General features: G+C 30.1%; 21 protein-coding genes. 9 read left to right on the top strand and 12 right to left on the bottom strand.

The genetic code is table 11. The features are described from left to right. Positions 1-68 precede the first annotated feature (68 nt). From gcvT to ACKTSI_RS00335, 5 genes are all read left to right on the top strand, one after another. Positions 69-1,172: a glycine cleavage system aminomethyltransferase GcvT gene (gcvT, locus tag ACKTSI_RS00355; protein WP_068474669.1), complete on the top strand. Its 1,104-nt coding sequence runs from the start codon at positions 69-71 to the stop codon at positions 1,170-1,172. 35 nt (positions 1,173-1,207) lie between these two features. After that, entirely contained in the window at positions 1,208-2,551 is a 1,344-nt protein-coding gene (gene gcvPA / locus ACKTSI_RS00350) for an aminomethyl-transferring glycine dehydrogenase subunit GcvPA (protein ID WP_407862849.1), read from the top strand. A gap of 1 nt (position 2,552) precedes the next feature. Continuing rightward, a complete protein-coding gene (gene gcvPB, locus ACKTSI_RS00345) occupies positions 2,553-4,001 on the top strand; it encodes an aminomethyl-transferring glycine dehydrogenase subunit GcvPB (RefSeq protein ID WP_068474663.1) in 1,449 nt (482 codons plus the stop codon). Positions 4,002-4,486: 485 nt separating this feature from the next. Further along, positions 4,487-5,503 carry an NADPH dehydrogenase gene (locus ACKTSI_RS00340; protein WP_407862848.1) on the top strand — a complete coding sequence of 339 codons (1,017 nt, stop codon included), beginning with the start codon at positions 4,487-4,489 and terminating at the stop codon, positions 5,501-5,503. Between the two features lie 286 nt (positions 5,504-5,789). After that, positions 5,790-7,163, top strand: coding sequence for an amino acid carrier protein (locus ACKTSI_RS00335; RefSeq protein WP_308577466.1), 1,374 nt, complete (start codon positions 5,790-5,792; stop codon positions 7,161-7,163). Between the two features lie 72 nt (positions 7,164-7,235). On the opposite strand, the gene ACKTSI_RS00330 is transcribed toward ACKTSI_RS00335, so the two are convergent. From ACKTSI_RS00330 to ACKTSI_RS00310, 5 genes are all read right to left on the bottom strand, one after another. Continuing rightward, a complete protein-coding gene (locus tag ACKTSI_RS00330; RefSeq protein ID WP_407862847.1) occupies positions 7,236-7,625 on the bottom strand; it encodes a DUF2178 domain-containing protein in 390 nt (129 codons plus the stop codon). Further along, positions 7,615-7,824: a helix-turn-helix transcriptional regulator gene (locus ACKTSI_RS00325; RefSeq protein ID WP_201275754.1), complete on the bottom strand. Its 210-nt coding sequence runs from the start codon at positions 7,822-7,824 to the stop codon at positions 7,615-7,617. Before ACKTSI_RS00325 ends, ACKTSI_RS00330 begins: the two co-directional genes overlap by 11 nt. A 144-nt stretch (positions 7,825-7,968) precedes the next feature. Next, entirely contained in the window at positions 7,969-9,234 is a 1,266-nt protein-coding gene (gene uraA / locus ACKTSI_RS00320) for a uracil permease (protein ID WP_311526138.1), read from the bottom strand. A 63-nt stretch (positions 9,235-9,297) separates the two neighbouring features. Further along, the gene (locus tag ACKTSI_RS00315) at positions 9,298-9,423 is read right to left on the bottom strand and encodes a hypothetical protein (RefSeq protein ID WP_255353741.1); all 126 of its coding nucleotides are present in this window, start codon (positions 9,421-9,423) and stop codon (positions 9,298-9,300) included. An 84-nt stretch (positions 9,424-9,507) separates the two neighbouring features. Then, positions 9,508-9,630, bottom strand: a complete 123-nt coding sequence (locus tag ACKTSI_RS00310; RefSeq protein ID WP_255353740.1) for a hypothetical protein — start codon at positions 9,628-9,630, stop codon at positions 9,508-9,510. Positions 9,631-9,742: 112 nt separating this feature from the next. Here ACKTSI_RS00310 and ACKTSI_RS00305 point away from each other — a divergent pair, with 112 nt between their 5' ends. Beyond that, positions 9,743-12,190, top strand: coding sequence for a bacterial Ig-like domain-containing protein (locus ACKTSI_RS00305; RefSeq protein WP_407862846.1), 2,448 nt, complete (start codon positions 9,743-9,745; stop codon positions 12,188-12,190). A 137-nt stretch (positions 12,191-12,327) separates the two neighbouring features. Here the strand turns inward: ACKTSI_RS00305 and ACKTSI_RS00300 are convergent, their stop codons facing one another. The 5 genes from ACKTSI_RS00300 to ACKTSI_RS00280 are packed head-to-tail and all read right to left on the bottom strand — an operon-like array spanning position 12,328 to position 15,171. Next, entirely contained in the window at positions 12,328-12,465 is a 138-nt protein-coding gene (locus tag ACKTSI_RS00300) for a hypothetical protein (RefSeq protein WP_407862845.1), read from the bottom strand. Positions 12,466-12,477: 12 nt separating this feature from the next. After that, the gene (locus tag ACKTSI_RS00295; RefSeq protein WP_407862844.1) at positions 12,478-12,702 is read right to left on the bottom strand and encodes a DUF3343 domain-containing protein; all 225 of its coding nucleotides are present in this window, start codon (positions 12,700-12,702) and stop codon (positions 12,478-12,480) included. Continuing rightward, positions 12,702-12,908, bottom strand: coding sequence for a sulfurtransferase TusA family protein (locus ACKTSI_RS00290; RefSeq protein WP_201275756.1), 207 nt, complete (start codon positions 12,906-12,908; stop codon positions 12,702-12,704). The genes ACKTSI_RS00295 and ACKTSI_RS00290 overlap by 1 nt, the downstream gene beginning before the upstream one ends. Positions 12,909-12,923: 15 nt before the next feature. Then, complete coding sequence (gene yedE, locus ACKTSI_RS00285) at positions 12,924-14,024, bottom strand: YedE family putative selenium transporter (RefSeq protein WP_407862843.1); 1,101 nt, start codon at positions 14,022-14,024, stop codon at positions 12,924-12,926. 4 nt (positions 14,025-14,028) lie between these two features. Further along, positions 14,029-15,171: an aminotransferase class V-fold PLP-dependent enzyme gene (locus ACKTSI_RS00280; RefSeq protein ID WP_407862842.1), complete on the bottom strand. Its 1,143-nt coding sequence runs from the start codon at positions 15,169-15,171 to the stop codon at positions 14,029-14,031. 436 nt (positions 15,172-15,607) lie between these two features. Here ACKTSI_RS00280 and ACKTSI_RS00275 point away from each other — a divergent pair, with 436 nt between their 5' ends. From ACKTSI_RS00275 to pcp, 3 genes are read left to right on the top strand one after another with little or no spacing between them, the layout of a single operon-like run. Continuing rightward, complete coding sequence (locus tag ACKTSI_RS00275; protein WP_068474633.1) at positions 15,608-16,297, top strand: DUF969 domain-containing protein; 690 nt, start codon at positions 15,608-15,610, stop codon at positions 16,295-16,297. Further along, on the top strand, positions 16,278-17,279 hold the full coding sequence (locus ACKTSI_RS00270) for a DUF979 domain-containing protein (RefSeq protein WP_407862841.1): 1,002 nt from the start codon (positions 16,278-16,280) through the stop codon (positions 17,277-17,279). Before ACKTSI_RS00275 ends, ACKTSI_RS00270 begins: the two co-directional genes overlap by 20 nt. 10 nt (positions 17,280-17,289) lie before the next feature. Then, a complete protein-coding gene (gene pcp, locus ACKTSI_RS00265) occupies positions 17,290-17,931 on the top strand; it encodes a pyroglutamyl-peptidase I (protein WP_407862840.1) in 642 nt (213 codons plus the stop codon). A 54-nt stretch (positions 17,932-17,985) separates the two neighbouring features. Here the strand turns inward: pcp and ACKTSI_RS00260 are convergent, their stop codons facing one another. Then, a complete protein-coding gene (locus ACKTSI_RS00260) occupies positions 17,986-19,566 on the bottom strand; it encodes an ATP-binding cassette domain-containing protein (RefSeq protein ID WP_407862839.1) in 1,581 nt (526 codons plus the stop codon). Then, positions 19,526-20,851, bottom strand: a complete 1,326-nt coding sequence (locus tag ACKTSI_RS00255) for a radical SAM protein (protein ID WP_407862838.1) — start codon at positions 20,849-20,851, stop codon at positions 19,526-19,528. The genes ACKTSI_RS00260 and ACKTSI_RS00255 overlap by 41 nt, the downstream gene beginning before the upstream one ends. Positions 20,852-20,906: the final 55 nt, after the last annotated feature.

Here is a 20,906-nt window from a genome sequence, read left to right as displayed (position 1 = left end):
TAAAGAAAAATATTATCTTTTATAAGTTAGATAATTGGTTTCTATTAAAATTTAAGGAGGAATTTGATATGGCACAAAAAACACCATTATACGAAAAACACGTTTCATACGGAGGAGAAATTGTTGACTATGCAGGTTGGTTATTACCTGTTAAGTATGAAGGATTAGCACCTGAACATTACGCTGTTAGAAATAATGCAGGTTTATTTGATGTTTCACATATGGGCGAAGTTACTGTTAAAGGAAAAGACGCTTTCGACTATGTAAATCATTTAATTACTAACGATTTAACAACTATCGGTGATGGACAAGTTATTTACTCTTTGCTATGTAACGAAAAAGGTGGAGTTGTTGATGACTTACTTGTTTACAGAAAAGGTCAAGATGATATGTATATCGTAGTAAATGCTGCAAATACAGATAAAGACTTTGCTTGGTTTTTAGCTCAAAAAGGAAATTATGATGTAGAAATCAAAAACATTTCAGCTGAAACTGCACAAATTGCATTACAAGGTCCAAAAGCTGAAAAAGTATTGCAAAAATTAGCAAAAAATGTTGATTTAGCAAATGACATTAAATTCTTCACTTTTAAAGAAAATGTAACTCTTGGCGATTGTGGAGATAAATTCTTAGTTTCTCGTACTGGTTATACAGGTGAAGACGGATTTGAAATCTACGGTTGTGGAGAATGTATGAATAAATTATGGGACGCTATCCTTGAAATCGGTAAAGAAGACGGAGTTAAACCTTGTGGTTTAGGTTGTAGAGACACTTTAAGATTCGAAGCCGCTCTTCCTCTTTATGGAAATGAAATGGACGATGTTATCACTCCTCTTGAAGCAAGTCTTGGATATTTCGTTAAATTAAAACAAGAAGCTGACTTCATAGGTAAAGAAGCATTATCTAAAATGAAAGAAGCCGGTGTTCCAAGAAAATTAATCGGTCTTGAATTAAAAGGTAAAGGTATTGCAAGACATGGAGCAAAAGTATTCAAAGGTGACGAAGAAATCGGATTTGTTACAACTGGTTACCTTTCTCCAACACTTGGAAAAACTATCGCAAATGTAATAGTTAAAACTGAATATGCAGAAGTAGGAAACGAAGTTGAAGTTGAACTTAGAAACAAGAGAGTTCCTGCTGTATTAATTAGCAAAAAATTTCTTAAAAAATAATTAAAAACAATTTAAAAATAGGAGGTAAATTCTATATGTATCCTTATATTTCTCTAACAGAACAAGATGTTAAAGAGATGTTAGATAGCCTTGGTGTTAATTCTGTTGAAGATTTATTTTCAGATATTCCTGAAGAATTAAAATTAAAAAGAGAATTAAATATTCCAAAAGCAAAAAGCGAATTAGAAGTTTCTAACTATCTAACAAAATTAGCAAAAAAGAACGCATCTTCAAGTGATTATACAACATTTTTAGGTGCAGGTGCTTATGACCACTATATTCCTGCTGTTATTCCAACAATAATTGGTAGAAGTGAATTTTTAACTTCATACACTCCTTACCAACCGGAAATCAGCCAAGGAACTCTACAATATATTTTTGAATTCCAAACTATGATTTCAAACTTAACTGGTATGGATTATGCGAACGCATCATTATATGACCAAGGAACTGGTTTAGCAGAGGCAGCTATTATGACTGCTCATCACGCTAAAAAGAAAAAAGTTTTGGTTTCTGAGGCTATTGCTCCATGGTCAAGAGAAGTTTTAAAAACTTATCTTCATGCTCAACATTTAGAAATGGAAGTTGTTAAAACTTGTAACGGTGTAACTTGCATCGAAGATTTAAAAGAAAAATTAAATGATGAAGTGGGTGCTGTTTTAGTTCAAAATCCTAACTTCTTCGGTAATATCGAAGATGTAACTAAGATTTCTGAACTTGCTCACGGAATTAAAAAATGTTATTCAGTAGTTTCTGTTGACCCTTCTTCTTTAGGAGCTTTAAAGAAACCATCTGAATGTAATGTTGATGTAGTTGTTGGTGAAGCTCAATCATTAGGTATTCCTGTTTCATTCGGTGGACCATACTTAGGATTTATGGCTGTAAATAAAGATTTCTTAAGAAAGATTCCTGGAAGAATAGTTGGACAAACTGTTGATAGAGACGGAAATAGATGTTGGGTTCTTACACTATCAGCCAGAGAACAACATATAAAGAGAGATAAAGCTACTTCAAATATCTGTTCTAACCAAGGTATTAATGTTTTAACTGCTACTATTTATATGGAACTTTTAGGTAAAACTGGACTTAAAGAACTTTCTAGACAATGTATAAAGAAATCTCATTATCTTTATGAAAAACTTTTAGCAACTGGAAAATTTGAAAAAGTTTTTGATGCTCCATTCTATAAAGAATTTGCATTAAAGGCTAAGAAACCTGTTTGTGAATTAAATAAAAAATTATTTGAAAACGGAATAATCGGTGGTTTCGACCTTGGAAAGCACTATCCAGAATTAGAAAATGTAATTATGTTTGCAGTTACTGAAAAACGTACTAAGGAAGAAATTGACAAACTATGTAAGGTATTGGAGGAAGCATAATATGAAATACGATAAATTAATATTTGAACTATCAAAGCCTGGCAAAATTGGTCATAAATTACCAGAACTAGATGTTGAAGATGTATGTATTAAAGAGCTAATTCCAGCTGAACTTTTAAATGACGGCGAAATTGATTTACCTGAAGTTGCTGAACCTGAAGTTGTTAGACACTTTGTAAATCTTTCAAATAAAAACTTTGGTGTTGATACAGGATTCTATCCATTAGGTTCTTGTACAATGAAATATAATCCAAAAATTAATGAAGCTATGTGTGCTCTTCCTGGTTTTGCTAATCTTCATCCAAATATTTGTGAATGTGGCGCTCAAGGTGCTCTACAATTAATTTACGAACTTGGAGAAGCATTAAACGAAACTTCAGGTATGGATGCTTGCACATTGCAACCCGCAGCTGGAGCTCATGGAGAAATCACTGGTATTATGCTATTTAAAGCATATCACGAAGATAACAAAGATTTCCAAAGAGATAAAATTATAGTTCCTGACTCAGCACATGGAACAAACCCTGCAACTGCAACAATGGCAGGATATAAAATTATAGAAATTAAATCTTGTGAAAGTGGATTAGTTGATATTGAAGCCTTAAAAGCTGCTGTTGGCGATGACACTGCAGGTCTTATGCTTACTAACCCTAACACATTAGGTTTATTCGAAAAAGAAATTCAAGAAATCACAAAAATCGTTCACGAAGCTGGTGGTTTAGTTTATTATGACGGAGCAAATGCAAATGCAATTTTAGGTCATGTTCGTCCTGGAGATATGGGATTTGATGCAATCCATTACAATCTTCATAAGACATTCTCTACTCCTCACGGTGGTGGAGGTCCAGGTGCAGGATATGTTGGCTGTAAAGATTTCTTAAAAGACTTCTTGCCAGTTCCTATTGTTGTTAAAAATGGAGAAAAATACAACTTCTCTTATGATGTTCCAAAGACATTAGGAAAGATGAAAGATTTTTACGGACACTTTGGTGTTCTTGTTAGAGCTTATGCTTATATCTTAGCTTTGGGCGCTGACGGACTTAAAAAATCAAGTGATTATGCAGTATTAAATTCTAACTACTTAGCAAATCAACTAAAAGATTACTACAATTTACCTGAAAATGTTAAATTCAAACACGAATTTGTACTTGGAGGACTTAAAAATCCTAACGGACTTGTAACTCTTGATGTTGCTAAGAGATTGATAGATATGGGATATCACCCACCAACTGTATATTTCCCATTGATTGTTGATGAAGCGTTGATGATTGAACCTACTGAAAGTGAATCAAAAGAAACTCTTGACGGTTTTGCAAAGGCTTTAATTGAAATAGCAAAAGAAGCTGAAACAAATCCTGAAATAGTTCATGCGGCACCTCATAATACAGATATTAAACGTCCTGATGAAACATTAGCCGCTAAAGATTTAGTATTAAAATATGTAAAATAAAATAATAAATATTAAAAAAGCTGTTGTGATTTTACAACAGCTTTTTAATTTGCAAAAAAACATTGGAATACAAGACCTCCCCCAAACGGATTTAGGAAACGAATTATATTCCAATATGTCTATTTTAAAGAATATTTTTGATTAAATAATTTTGGACTTTTTTACTATCTATTTTTACTTTCCTTAAAATAAATTTAAATCACGAGTATTAATGAAGATTTTTTGAATTATATTGAATTATATTGAATTATATTGAAAAAAATACAGTATCAAAAAATGTTTATTAATCACTCTTGTTTTTACATCTTAATTTTAACTGACAAACCTTTAATCAAACTTAAAAATATATCGATAATTAATAAACAAAAAATTATTTTTTATTCTTTTTATATCAAAGTTATGCATTCTTTGAAAAAAATAAGTAAATTATTTTAAAATAAAAAATTTTAGGGTATAGATTAAACATAAAAATTTAGGAGGTATTTATGAGTAAACTTTTAAGTCCTATGAAAATAGGTAGAAATATATTTAAAAATAGAGTTGTTATGGCTCCAATGTGTATGTTCCATTCAAAAACAGTTGAGGGAGTCTTAACTAAAGAACATTTTGACCACTATGTTGCAAGAGCGTTGGGTGGTGTTTCAGGAATAATCGTTGAGGCAACAATGGTAAATAATAAAGGTGGTATCAGAAAAGTAGATTTAGGTTTATACAACGAAACTCAAATGAAAGCTTTTAAAGAACTTGTGGATAGAGTTCATGGCTACGACTGTAAAATAGGTATCCAATTAAACCACGCAGGAAGAAAAGCTGATTCATCTTATGAAGAAATAATTGCACCAAGTCCTATTTCTTTCTCCAACGAAAAAGCACCAAGAGAATTGACTAAAGAAGAAATAAAATCCTTACAAAAAGATTTTGTAAACAGCGTAAAACTTGCTAAAGAATCAGGTTTTGATTTTGTAGAAATCCACGGAGCGCATGGATATTTAATCAGTCAATTTTTATCTCCACTTTCAAATCAAAGAACAGATGAATATGGTGGAAGTGTAGAAAATAGATATAGATTTTTGGGAGAAATTTTAGAAGAAATCAAAGAAATGGACATTGATATTCATCTTAGAATTTCTGCAAATGAATATGACGAAAACGGAAATAGCATAGATGATATTATAAAAATTTTACAATTTGCAAAAAAAGACGGAGTTGTATTCAACAGCATTTCAAGTGGCGGTCTTGTTCCAAGCAGTCCATTGGTTTATCCGGGTTATCAAGCAGAATTAAGTAGAGAAATCAAAAGGTGCGGTCTTGTAGTTTCCGCTGTTGGACTTTTGGAAGATTATGGACTTTGCGAATACTTACTTCAAAGCGATGCTTGTGATATGATTTACCAAGGAAGAGCCTTACTAAAAAATCCTAACTGGGTTTATTGTGCCGGCGCTTACTTTAAAGAAAATGACAAAATAGAATATCCACTATACTCCTATTCAGTTATAAAATAATTTTTTAAATCTCTTGATTTACTTCAAGAGATTTTTTTATGGAAAATATACTTGTTTTTTCGTGTAAAATCAGTTCAACTAATTATCATAATAAATCCAATTATATGAAAATAATTCGCATTAAAAATTCAATTTTTACACTTTATTTATACTTTTAATTCATCAATATTTACAAAACTATTTTCTCATTATGTCCCTATTTTTAAGAGCTAAAGTTGTATAATATATTTAAAGGAAACATTAGTACGTTATAGTGTTTCAAAAAATTTTATTTGAGGAGAATTTTATGGAATCATTTATTTCAGTATTATCAAAATTTGCCAGTTGGCTTTGGGGACCACCTCTTATGATTTTGTTAGTAGGTGGAGGAATTTTCTTGAGCTTAAGACTTGGATTTTTCCAACTTCGTTATTTCCCATATATTATGAGTCAGACATTTGGAAAAATGTTTAGTAAAAAGAAAGATGGAGAAGGAACTGTTTCTCCATTCCAAGCAGCAACTGCTGCTCTTGCATCATCAATCGGTGCTGCGAACATTGTAGTTGTCCCTTCCATTATTTTTATCGCAGGTCCGGGTTCAATTTTCTGGATGTGGCTTACAGCAATAGTTGGTCAAGCAACAAAATTTGGAGAAATTGTTCTTGGTATTCTTTACAGACAAAAGAATGAAGAAGGCGAATATGTTGGTGGAGCTTGTTACTACTTACAACATGGTATTGGTGGAAAAGCGGGTAAAATTTTAGGCTCACTTGTAGCGTTTTTCTTTATGATTGAAATTTTACCTTCAATTACATTACAGACACTTTCTGCCAGTGGCCCATTAGAACAATTGGGCATTCACAAATATATAGCGATTGGACTTGTATTTGCTTTAGTAGTTTTGGTTGTATATGGTGGAATCAAAAGGATTGGTCAAGTAACTGAAATGTTAGTTCCATTTATGGCTCTAATATACCTAATTTTTGGAATTATCGTTCTTGCAATAAATATAACAAAAGTTCCTGAGGCTTTTAAAATGATATTTGTTGGTGCTTTCAATCCAACAGCAATAGCCGGTGGTACTGCAGGTTGGGCAATAAAAAAAGCCATAACAAACGGAGTTGCTCGTGGAGTTTATTCAAACGAATCAGGTATGGGTTCTGCCCCTTATGCACATTCAACAGCTGTTACAGACCACCCTGCAAGACAAGGAATGTGGGGAATTTTCGAAGTATTTGTTGATACAATCATAGTTTGTACTATGTCTGCTCTTATAGTTTTAACAACTGACATCTGGAAAAATCCGGAATACAAATCAATAGCCGTAGAAAGAGCATTTAATTCAATTTTTGGAAGTCTAGGTAGTGCCATAGTTTCTATATCATTATTCTTATTTGTACTTTCAACAATTATCGTAATTGTATTCTATGTTGAAAAACTTGCAGAATACTTATTTGGAACAAAAGTCGGTAAAATTATGAGATTTGTTGCAACAGCTATGATAATATTGGCAGGTGTTCTATCTTTCGAAAAAGCAGGAGTATTTTTAGATTTAACACTAGGTCTTGTAGTTATACCTAATATGATTGGAATAATACTTATGAGTGGCAAAATAAAAAAAGCAAAAGAAGAGTTTTTCCATACAGAAGGGAAATTTTATCTCAAGGATAAAGTAAAATAACTTCCTTAAAATTTATTAAAAAGAAAAAATCCAAGTAAAAGTTGGATTTTTTTCTTTTTAATATAAAAACTTCTAAAGTCTTTTTTCAAAATAATTACTCGCTATAATCAAAAATATTGGAGCAAATACAAGAAGTCCTCCTGTAAAAATAGCGGGAATATAGTAATCATAAGCTATAAATATAACTGTAATAATTCCAAGCAAATACATATATATTTTAAGAACTTCATTTCCCACTTTTTCTTTTATTCTTACATTTCTTTCATCTTCTATATTAATTTTATAAAATTTATCTGTTTTTAAAAGTTTATTATGATATAAATTAGCAATAGATATACTTGTAATAGAGGAAAAGCACATTATTAAAACAGTTTGTAATGGTTTGTTTTCTCTCAAGACAAAAGAAATTACAAGCATAACAAGTCCAAACAAAATTCCTAAGTAACAAAATTTATTTTTCATCATCTTCCTCCTTATAAATAAAAATCTCCTCTATGCTCATTTCAAAAAAATTGGCAATTTTAAATGCTAATATAATTGACGGATTGTAACGTCCGTTTTCTATTGCTCCTATGGTCTGCCTACTAACTCCTACAGCTCTACCAAAATCTTCTTGATTTATCCCTCTTTCTTTTCTAAGAAATTCCAATTTATTTTCCAAACAAAACCTCCTTATGTAAAGGAAACTTTCCTTTTTTATTTATTATACTATCTGATTACAAAAATGTCAAGTAAACTTTACATTAAAAAAATCTCGCCAATCACAAATGAAAAGCCGAGATTTTTTTTGAAATCAAACATGAGGTTATTTGTTATTTGTAAGTCCAAATTTGTTTAAGAAGTGGAATGTTAAACTTAAAATTACTGCAACCATACTTGCAAGTACCATTCCTTTTAATTGTATTCCAAAGAAGTTGATGCCTATTCCACTAAGTCCCGTTATGAATACAACTGAAGTCAAAATTAAATTTTGACTGTTTGAATAGTCAACCCTTGAATCTACTAAAAGTCTTATCCCTGAAGTTCCTATCATTCCGTAAAGTAAGAATGTTACTCCTCCGATTACATTTCCCGGGATACTTTGTATTAACATACTAAGTGGCCCGATAAATGCCATACAGATTGATATTACAGCTGCCCCTGCGATTACATAAACAGAGTAAACTTTTGTAACTGCCATAACTCCGATATTTTCTCCGTAAGTTGTTGTTGGAACTCCACCTACAAGAGCTGATAACATAGTTGAGAAGTTATCTGCAAAGATACTTCTGTGTAACCCCGGGTCCTCTAAAAGATTTTGTCCTATTATATTACTTGTTACAACTTGGTGGCTAATATGTTCTGAAGTTATTACAAGTAGTGCAGGTAACATTATCAAAGATGCTTTCAAATCAAAAATTGGAAATTGAAATTGTGGAACTGTAAATAATGTTGTAGTTGTAACAGAACTAAAATCAATCATTCCATAAGCTAAAGCCGAAATATATCCAACGATAATTGCAATAAGAATTGGAATGGTTCCTAAAAATTTTCTAAATACAACAGAGCCTAAAATCGCAGTTATAATAGTAATCAAAAATACACAAACATCAGCACTTGTTGAATTTTGAGTTAATATATTAGCCCCTATTTTCCCGCCGTTAATTGTTGCTCCTGCAAGTTCAAGTCCTATAAGTGAAACAACAGCGCCCATTGCAGCCGGTGGAAGAACAATATTTATCCAATCCGTTCTAAATTTATAAATCAAATAAGCTAAGACACAACCTAAAAGTCCTGTCGTAGCAAATGCCCCAAGAGCATATCTATAACCCATTGTATTTATAATTACAGTTCCAACTCCAAGAAAAGCAAAACTTGAGCCAAGATAAGCCGGCGCCTTTCCTTTTGTAATAAAAATAAATAATAGTGTTCCTATACCGTTCATCAAAAGAACAATACCGGGATTTACATTAAAAAGAATTGGAACTAAAACTGACGCTCCAAACATTGCGAAAGTGTGTTGCAAACTAAGAGGCAACAACATAGCCGTAGGCACCTTGTCCCTTACACCGATAATACCTTTATTATTCATAATTCCTCCTTTGACCTTGCTCTTTAAAAACATAAAAAAAATGAAATAACAAAAGTTATTTCATTAATAATTGAAAAAAATATTTTTAAAGACAAAAAGTTCATTTTTAAAGTTCAAAAAAGAAGTCGTTAAAACGGGATTAGAAAAGTTATATATTTTTTCTTTAAAAAACTTAACTAAATTTGTCATAACATACCTCCTTAAATTTATCTTGATAATTATATAAGATAAATGATAAAAAGTAAAGTCTTAAATTACATAAATTTTAAGTTTTTAATTAAATTTTTCTTCTTTTACTATCTTCTTACTTTCCTTATCCAAAATCAACACCTCATCTGAAATATACTTTATCACCCTCATATCGTGGCTAATGAAGATTATAATTTTGTCTCCCATACTAATAAGTCATAGATAAAAAATAAAAAAATGTAAAAAACTATTGACAATATATATATATACATATAATTTAAATATATGACAAAATGTAAAAATAAAAAATGGAGGTAAAATGAAAATGAAAAGGATAATGGGATTTTTTCTTGCTCTAGTGATGTTTATAGGTTGTCTGCCACTTAACACCATAGAAACCCATGCAGCAGAAGGTGATGTCGCCATTGATGAAGCACACTTTCCGAATGAAAATTTTAGAAATTATGTAAGTCGTGAGTTTGATATAAATAAAGATGGCAAGTTAAGTAGGGACGAGTTAGATAAGGTTGAAGAGATTAAGATAGCCAACACTTCTTTAGTTTATTCTTTAAAAGGAATTGAATATTTTAAAAATCTTATTAAATTGATTTTTTATGGAAACTATCTAACAGAGTTAGATGTAAGTAAAAACATAAATCTTACTACATTGCATTGTTATGGAAACAGACTAACAAGTTTAGATGTAACTAAAAACACAAAGCTTACTGAATTAAATTGTTGTTGCAACAATCTAAAAAGTTTAGATGTAACTAAAAACACAAAGCTTACTGAATTATATTGTTCTGACAACAATCTAAAAAGTTTAGATGTAACTAAAAACACAAAGCTTGCTACATTGTATTGTAATAACAACAATCTAAAAAGTTTAGATGTAAGTAAAAATAAAAATCTTACTGTATTGCATTGTGAATACAACAAGCTAACAAGTTTAGATTTAAGTAAAAACACAAATCTTACTTACTTGGATTGTCATAGAAACGAGCTAACAAGTTTAAATGTAAGTAAAAACACAAAGCTTAATTACTTGGATTGTAATGTAAACAATCTAACAAGTTTAGATGTAACTAAAAACACAAATCTTACTTACTTGGATTGTTTTAACAACAAGCTAACAAGTTTAGATGTAACTAAAAACACAAAGCTTACTGACTTGGAGTGTCGTTTTCAACAATACAATATAACAGTAATTAAGGGTATAAGAGAATTTAAATATAGTAAGTTTCCAGGACAATTTAAAAAAGATAAAGTTATTTCACCAGTTGGAGCAAGTTTTGGCGATGATGCTCTTACAGTTGATAATGATACTATAAAAGAAGTAACTTACAAGTATAAAGTTAAAGACAATGAAGAGATGAATGTCATATTAGCGATTACCTATAAAGTATTTGACCCGAAACATGTAGAAAGTATGAAAGTAAAAGAACAACCTAAACTAGTCTACACAGAAGGAGAAAAACTAGATTTGTCAGGACTTGTAGTAACATTAAAAGATAATCAAGACTTAGAAAAAGACGTAGCATTTAAAGACTTTGAAACATATAAAATCACAACAAATCCAAAAAATGGAGCTGATTTAACATTAGCAGACAACGACCAGCCTGTAACAATAAGTAAAGGAAGCTTACAAGACGATACAAAAAATCTAACAGTAAATGAAAAAGTATTTGACCCAGAACATGTAGAAAGTATGGTAGTAAAAGAACAACCAAAACTAATCTACACAGAAGGAGAAAAACTAGATTTATCAGGACTTGTAGTAACATTAACAGACAAGCAAGGCTTAACAAAAGACGTAGCATTTAAAAACTTTGAAGCTAATGGAATCAAAACAAATCCAAAAAATGGAGCTGATTTAACATTAGCAGACGACAACAAGCCTGTAACAATAAGTAAAGGAAGTTTGCAAGATGAAACAAAAAATCTAACAGTAAATGCAAAAGTATTTGACCAAAAACATATAGAAAAGATGGTAGTAAAAACACAACCAAAACTAATCTACACAGAAGGAGAAAAACTAGATTTATCAGGACTTGTAGTAACATTAAAAGATAACCAAGGCTTAGAAAAAGACGTAGCATTTAAAGACTTTGAAACATATAAAATTACAACAAATCCAAAAAATGGAACTGATTTAACATCAGAAGACAATGGAAAGAAAGTTAGCTTAACAAAAGAAAACTCTACAGAAGAAACAGAAGCCTTAACAAAAGACGTAGCATTTAGAGCCTTTGCATCTAATGTAATTACAACAAATCTTATAGATGATACAGCTTTAACATTAGCAAACAATGGAAAAGCTTTAAAATTAACAAACGGTTTGTTAACTGCACAAAAAAATACATTAACTGCACAAACAGAAGCCTTAACAGTAAATAAAAAAGAAACACCTCCGCCTACACCAACACCAGATCCACCAGTAGTAGGACCAGTAGATCCAACACCAAACGATCCACCAGTAGTAGGACCGGTAGATCCAACACCAAACGATCCACCAGTAGTAGGACCGGTAGATCCAACACCAAATGATCCACCAGTAGTAGGACCGGTAGATCCAACACCAAACGATCCACCAGTAGTAGGACCAGTAGATCCAACACAACCAGGTGAAAAGCCACAAGTAGCTAACAATGGGAAACTTCCAAAGACAGCTAATAATATGAACATAGAATTGTACAATTTTCTTATGATACTTTCAGCAGGACTACTTGTTGTAGCATTTAAAAGAAAAAAGAGAGTTAATAGATAGCTCAAATAAAAAAAATCGACCTTTAAGGGCCGATTTTTTTATTTATTCTTTCATCTAAGATATTTTTAATAAAATTTCGTTAAATTATTTTATAATCAAATGCTAATAGATGTAAAATAGAAAATAAAAAATTTTTATTAACTTTTTGATTTATTCTTGCAATTTAGGGTTTGCTTTTCAACCTTTTTTTCTGCAGGTTTTTCTGCTGTTTTACCACAAGCAGTTGCAGTTAAGCAAAAAGCCATTAAAAGAGCTAATTTTAAATTTCTCTTCATAAAAATCTCCCTTTATATTTCTTTACATTCTTCCCATTCTATATCTTCCTTTTCTAAAAGTTCTAAAAGCTGGGGTTTTAAAATGGGATTGCACTCCCATGCAATCCCACAACCTGCTGATAAAACTCTTGGTACAGGGACAAGTTTTCCTAAAAGATTATTTTCTTTACATACACTTTCAGTCGCCATTGCCTCTGCAGAAGTATAAAATGTTATATACAGCTTAATTTCTTTCATTATTCTACAATAATTTCAAAGTCTAAGCCAACTTCTTTAACGGAAGTTTTCTTTCCTTGACTACAAGCGAAATGTTCGATATTTCTTACAACATGAGCCTCACTAGCTAATACTTTATATGTTTCGTTCTTATTTTCTTTAAGGGCATCTTGTAAAATTAAAACTGGTTCTGGACAAGATAATCCTCTAACGTCTAATTCTTTCATATCTATCTCCTTAAATTAATTTTTTTCCTTTTTTAATCCATAAAAAGCTACTATGAATAAAGTGATTATTGAAATAATAACAAATATTTGTCCATTTATTCCAGGGCCACCTGCTGCTGCTTTAATTCCTTTAGCTGCATTTTCAACAGCTGCTGCACCTGCTGCAATTTTGAAGTTATGAGCAAATGCTGCACCAACGAACATACCAAGAACAGTTACAACTGAATCTGATGAACCAGTTCCTGCAAGAACTAATTGTCTTAATGGACAACCACCAAGTAATACTGCACAGAATCCAACTGCATACATTGATAAAATATTCCAAATAGTTTGAGCATGAGCGATTGGTCCAAAAGCAACGAATTTAAAGTTGTTAGTAGCTAAGTTATATCCTAACATAACGATGAAGATTCCAGCAATTACTGAGAATAATCTAAAGTCTTTTAGTAAGATAATATCTCTGATTGAACCGGCAAAACACATTCTGCTCTTTTGAGCGATGATACCGAATACAAGTCCAACAGCTAAAGCTACATACCAAATAGCTCTCATACTACCGGGTCCTTTTTTACTGAAAACGAAAAGTGCGGGAACAGCGATAGATAGAGCGAAAAGTACAAGTACAACTATTGGTAAAGCATATCCATTTTCTTTTTTGATTGTATAAGCTCTTCCTAAACTGAATCCTTTTCTTAAGAAGAATGCACCTGTTGCAACCCCTGCTATAAAGCCTACAAGTCCAACGTATGAACTAATATCTCCGGCAGACATTCTTAAAATCATTCTTAAAGGACAACCTAAGAATACTAAAGCACAACACATCATTATTACACCAAGGAAAAATCTGATAACCGGTGAAGAACCGGCAGTTGATCTATATTCTTTAGTGAATAATGAAATTAAAAATGAACCTAGAATAATACCTACAATTTCGGGTCTAAAATATTGAACCACTTCTGCATTGTGGAACTTCATAGAACCTGAAGTATCTCTAATAAAACAAGCTATACAAAAAGCCATATTTTTCGGATTGCCTAAATATGCAAGTAAAGCAGCGCCAAGACCTGCAATAATTCCTAAAGTCAACAATCCCTTTTTAGTGTTAAAAAAACGCATTTGACTACCTCCTATCATCTATAATTTTTTTAATTGCGTTTATAGCAAGCCTTACCTCATCAATAGAATTTGTATGAGAAAAGCTAAATCTAACCATACCCTGCTCAACAGTACCAAGCGCCTTATGTATAAGCGGAGCACAATGTGCACCCGGTCTTGTTGAAATTTTAAAATCTTCATATAAAATATTACTAACCTCTGAAGAATCCATATCTGAAATATTTAAAGAAACTATCGGAGCTCTAAAATCCGTTTCAAAATCTCCATAAACCTTAACCTCAGGAAATTTTATAACGCCGTCATAAAATTCTTTTGCCAAACCAGTAGAAATTTTTGTCAAATTTTCCATTCCATTTCTTAAAATATAGTCGATAGATGCGTGAAGTCCTGCAATCCCATGTGCATTAAGAGTTCCAGCCTCAAGTCTTGTCGGCATCTTGTCAGGTTGAAATTCGTCATAACTGTGAGTACCACTACCTCCGACGATAAAAGGTCTTATGTAAACACCCTCTCTAACACAAAGAGCTCCCGTTCCTTGTGGTGCAAGCATTGACTTATGCCCCGTAAAACAAAGCACATCAATATTCATCTCTTGTATATCGATATTAAAAGCACCAGCAGTTTGAGAGGCGTCAACTACAAAAAGCATTGCATTACTCTTACAAAAATCTCCAACCTTTTTTAAGTCGGTAATATTTCCTGTAACATTTGATGCGTGAGTTAAGATGATCGCCTTTGTATTTGGCTTAACAAAGCTTGGAATATCGTCAAGCTTAAGCACTCCATTTTCAAAAACATCAATATAACTAACAGTAACACCTCTTTGTTTCAAATAATTTATAGGACGTAAAACTGAATTATGTTCAGAAACAGAAGTGATAATATGGTCGTTTTCCGAAAACAAACCATTTATAGCAATGTTTAAACTCTCAGTTGCATTTTTTGTAAAAACAACTTGACGAGAATTTCCCACATTAAACATCTTTGCAATTTTCTTTCTAGTTTCAAAAATAATTCTGTCCGCACTCAAACTCTCCTCATGAACACCACGAGAAGAATTTCCAAAATATTTAATCGCATTTACAACTGCATCGATAACTTCCTTAGGCTTGTTCTTAGTAGTAGCCGAATTATCAAAATAAATCAAAATTACACCCCTATCATAATCACAAAACATTTCATAAATATATTAATATATTATAATTATATATCAAACCGTTAATATTGTCAAATTTTATACATATTTCCATAAAAATATCTATATTGATTATATTTACTAATTAATTTTTATAATCAAAAATTATAACTCTTATAAACATTGAAATAACTTGATTTTAAAAATTTATTTTTTATTTAAAATTAAATTAAAATTACTTTTTCTTATTAAAACTAAAATATCTTAACAAAAATTCCTATTTAATCCTATTTTGTTTAAAAAATATGATAAAACATTCTTTAAAAATTACTCTGTTTGTGTTATACTATATTTAATTACTTATATATCTTGAAAAACGATTTTTCTATTATATATTTTTATATGTATGAGATTTTAAGTAATTAAATTTTTATTCAAGGAGGAAAATATGCAAAATTATTTAGTTTTAATCGGTATTGTAATTATTGTTGTTGGTTTTGTATTAAAACTTGATGTAATTTCTGTAGTTTTAATCGCAGGTTTCGCAACAGGTCTTGCCGGAGGAAAAGGAATTGTAGAAATTTTGGATATTATAGGCAAAGGTTTTGTATCCAACAGATATATGAGTTTGTTCTTTACAACTCTTATAGTTATCGGTATTATGGAAAGATATGGTCTTAAAGAAAAGGCCGCAGATGGAATCAAAAAAATTAGAGGTGCAAGTGCCGGTTTGGTTATTTGGTTGTATTTATTCATTCGTTGGATTGCAGCAATATTCTCATTACGTCTTGGTGGACATATTCAATTTGTTAGACCTTTAATTTTACCTATGGCAGAAGGTGCCGCTACTAAAACAGTTGACCTTACAGAAACTAAACTGGAAGACTTAAAAGGTTTAGCGGGTGCTGTTGAAAACTACGGTAACTTTTTCGGTCAAAATATATTCCCTGTTTCTTCAGGTGTTTTACTTATAGTTTCTACACTTAGCGATAAAGGACATGCTGTAACAGGTGCTCAAATAGCTTACTATTCTTTATTTATAGGTATTGCAATGATAATTTTATCAGTTATTCAATGCTTCTTATTTGAAATGAAACTTAGAAAGGTTGGTGGAAAAGATGTTAAAATGGATAAGTAGTAATACATTTTTTATTGACGAATTTATTTACATTCTTTGCGGATTGATTTCAATTTTAACAGCTTTTAGAGGTTTGAAAAATAAAGAAGCAAGAATTGGTACATTTTTATTCTGGTTTTTAGTTGGAATTATCTTTGCATTCGGAGGATTCTTAGTTAAATATCTTCCAAATCAAGGCGGTGTTATTGTTGGAGCAATGCTTGTTGTTTGTGGAGCTCTTACTCTTACAAAACAAGTTAAAATCGGTGAATTTACTCCTCCATCAGATGAAGAAAGAAGAAAAAATGCAAATAAAATCGGTTGGAAAATATTTATTCCTGCATTAATTATGGCATTTCTTGGATTTTTAATGTCACAATTCAAATCTTTTAAATTCATAATTGGAACTAATGATAAAGGTAAAGATATAATTTTCGGTTTTTCAACTGCTCAAGTTTTAGGTTTCTCAGCAATTATCGCTTTTATAATCGCGATACTAATTGTAAAACCTAAAGTTGAAGAAATGAAAGAAGACACTACAAGACTTTTAATGCAAGTAGGTGCGTCAAGTCTTTTACCACAACTTTTAGGTGCTCTTGGTATTGTATTTACAGCAGCAGGTGTTGGAAATATAATTGGAGAATTTGCAGGAAGCATCGTTGGTGGTGGCGGAAGAGTTGCCGGTGTTGTAGCATACTGTTTAGGTATGGTAATCTTCACTATGATTATGGGTAATGCATTTGCTGCTTTTACTGTAATCACAATCGGTGTTGGTATTCCTTTCGTAATCGCTCAAGGTGGAAACCCAGCAGTAGTTGGAGCACTTGGTATGACTTGCGGTTACTGTGGAACTCTATTAACTCCAATGGCTGCAAACTTCAACATAGTTCCGGGAGCAATTCTTGAAACAAAAGATAAATATACGATTATAAAAACTCAGGCACCTATGGCAATAGCTATGATTTTAGTTCATATTGTGCTTATGTTAGTAATGGCATTTTAGGAGGTTATAAATGAAAATTTTAGTTAGTGGATTTGATCCATTTGGAGGAGAAAAAATAAATCCTGCAATTGAATCTGTAAAATTATTACCAGATGAAATTAAGGGAGCAAAAATAATAAAAGTTGAAATTCCAACAGTTGCAAGAAAAAGTCTAAAAAAACTTGAAGAAGTTATTGAAATTGAAAAACCAGATGTAGTTTTAAGTATAGGACAAGCTGGTGGAAGACCTGATATTACAGTTGAAAGAGTTGGAATTAATATGGACGACTTCAGAATAAAAGATAATGAAGGAAATCAACCTATTGATGAAAAAATTGCTGAAGATGGACCTGATGCATATCTTGTTACAATTCCTATCAAAGCAATGGTTCAAAAAATGATTGAAAACAAAATCCCTGCATCTATTTCAAACACAGCCGGAACATTTGTTTGTAACCATGTTTGCTATGGAATGGCTCATCTTGCAAAAACAAAATATCCTAATATGAAGACAGGATTTGTTCACATTCCATTTTTACCAGAGCAAGTTGTAGATAAGAGAAATATGCCATCAATGCCTTTAGAAATGATTGCAAAAGGATTAGAATATGCAATCGAAGCTATCGTTGAAAACAAAGAAGATATAAAAATTGAAGGTGGAGCAACACATTAATACAAAACAAAAAGGTTAGAGAACTGAAAACTCTAACCTTTTTTACTTTTATTTTTATATATGTATAACTTCATCAAAATATGAATAATCATTTATGCTATGATCCACAACTATAACGGAAATATCCAATTTTTTTATATATTCCATAATCAATTCTCTTGAAGATGATTCTAAATCATTTAGAGGCTCATCAAAAATTATTAAATCAGGAGATTTTATTAATTCCCTTATCAAGCAAATTTTACAAATTTCTCCTCCAGATAAATTTTTTCCATCTTTATCTACAAGATGATTTAATGAATATTTCAAATTAAGAAGTTTTAATAAACTATTTATTTTTTCAATAATTTTATCATCTATACTTTCATTAAACAAAGTTATATTTTCTAAAATAGTTCCTTCAAAAATATATCTTTCTTGAGGAATATATGAAATACTACAACCATTATTAAAAATCTCTCCGGAAGTAGGATTCAAAATTCCATATATAATCTTCAAAAGTGTACTTTTACCACTTCCATTTTCTCCGACTATTAAATACTTCTTATTATTTTTAAAATCAAAAGAAAAATTTTTTATTATATCTTTTTTGTTTATACTATAATTAATATTTTTCAAAATAATTCCTATATCTTTATTTTCAAATTTGCTATTATTTTTAAACTTCTCAAACTTTTCAATTAACATAGATTTTAAATTGACAAAATACGTATTAGCACTAATCATTTCTAAAAGTTCATTCACCATATTAGCTGAATGTTGAGAAATTATTTCAACATATAGCAAACTTGATGTAAAAATTCCAATTGAGATTATATTATAATATGCAAAAGTTAATCCAATACAAAAACACAAAATTAATTGAATATACAAAGATAGTCCTGAAAAAATTTGAACAAAAGACATATACTTATTCAAATAATAATTATTTTTTTGCATATCTTCCAAATTTCTTTTATACTCCTCATACACAGAAGAAATATGTTCTTCTCTAATTATATTATAAGCGTTTAAATATTCATCCGCCTTTGATAAAAATTTTGCTCTGCTGGAAGATAATTTTTTATTATAATAATTAAATTTTCCACCTACTAAACTTGGAATAATAAATAAAAATAACAAACTACCCATTATTACAATAGCCATTTGCCAACTTGTAAAAGCTAAGATTATTGTGTATACAATTAACATTATAATACTATTTGAAAAATATATAAGATTTTCAAAAAACAAGGTATACATCATATTAATATCATTAACTAAAAACGAGATATATTCATCACTTTTTTTGGAATTAAATTTTTCATAACTAGTACCAAGAAGTGATATAAACGCATCTTCTCTCAATGATTGAGTAATTTTTTTCTCAAAACTAGCCTTTATAATTTTATTAAAATAAGTACACATTAGCAAAAATACTATACTTAAAATTAAAATTACAAAAATATATACTAATGTAGAAAAATTAATCGAATTATAATTGTCAACTATATAAGATAAAAGCATAGGATAAATGGCAGTAGCAAGAACAGTTAAGATAGTCAAAATATTTGACAAAATATACTCAACTTTTGCTTTTTTAAGATATTTTAATTTAATTTTTATATAATTTTTTTCTAAAAAATCCATTTTCATCAAACTCTCCCTTATACAACAATTCCATTAAATACTCTATTTCCTCTGAAATTATAGTTTTCCTACAACTTTTAATGCTATTTTTTAAGGAATTAAACTTACACCCCCCATTACACATACTAAGAAATTCACAGCCTATACATCTCTTCTCGTGAGAATTTTCAATCTGAAAGATGTTATTTTTTAACATAATTAGTGGATTTTCAATAAATTCGTTATAAGAAGAAAGTAAAAAATTTTTTTGACCAATACCCGAGACACATTTATATATATTTCCACCTGGGTCAATTGTAAAAGATTTTTCTGAAGAATTCAAACAATGTGGAAAATAAAATGGATTAGTAATAGTAGCTCCTAAATCTATTAATTTACTTGCTAAAGAATAATATTCAATACTTATATTTATCTTTTTTAAATTTTTTGTATAATTTGTATCAATCATAGGATTACACAATAATCCAACATTAAAGATAATTCTTGGATTCTCATTTATCATGTACTGCTCTAAACTTTCCTTAATCTGATCATACATATTGATATAATAATTAATGTTATTTACATCTAAAACAGTATTAATTATTACTTTTGAATCTGTATTTTCACAAATTTTTTTTATATTATTAATAATCAATTCAAAAGAAGATTCACCTGATTTAAGAATTCTTCTATTATTGTGAATTGATTTTGGACCGTCTACTGTAATCCGTAATTCTTCAAAGTTATATTGGTTTAATAATTTTATAACATTATTATTAATTAGTGTCCCATTAGTCGTTATGGAAAAATGTAAACTTTTATTGTTGAAATTTTTATTTAATATTTTGCACATTTTGTCAATATATTTGAGAAAAATTAATGGTTCTCCTCCAAAAAATACATAATCAACACTTTCAAAATCATTAGAAAACATTTTCAAAAAATCACTAATATATTTAACTCTATCGTCCATTGATAAAATGTTTTTTTCTTTTAAACTATTTTCAAAACAATATATACAACTCATATTACATTTAAAAGTAATAGCATCACTAATCATTATTGTATTACTGTACTTAGACTTATCTGAATAGTATTTTGATATAGATGTAGCCAACTTTTTATCCATAATTATATTGGCATTTTCTAATAGTTCCCGATTTTTCTCAATTAATTTACATATAGAATAATCACTTTTTTTGGAACAAGTATTTTCAATTATTCCATTAGCCAACGAATATGGATTAAACAAAAACAAATCATTATCTTTAAACTTTGCAAAACAGCTATATTTTTTTAATATTTTCACAACTTTTAATTCAAGGGGGAAATCCCCCCTTGCTTTCCTTTCATAAAATTATCTT

Source organism: Parvimonas parva, assembly GCF_045866535.1.
Classification (GTDB): domain Bacteria; phylum Bacillota; class Clostridia; order Tissierellales; family Peptoniphilaceae; genus Parvimonas; species Parvimonas parva.
Note: the sequence above shows the minus strand (reverse complement) of the source record. Positions and strands in the feature narration are given on the sequence as shown.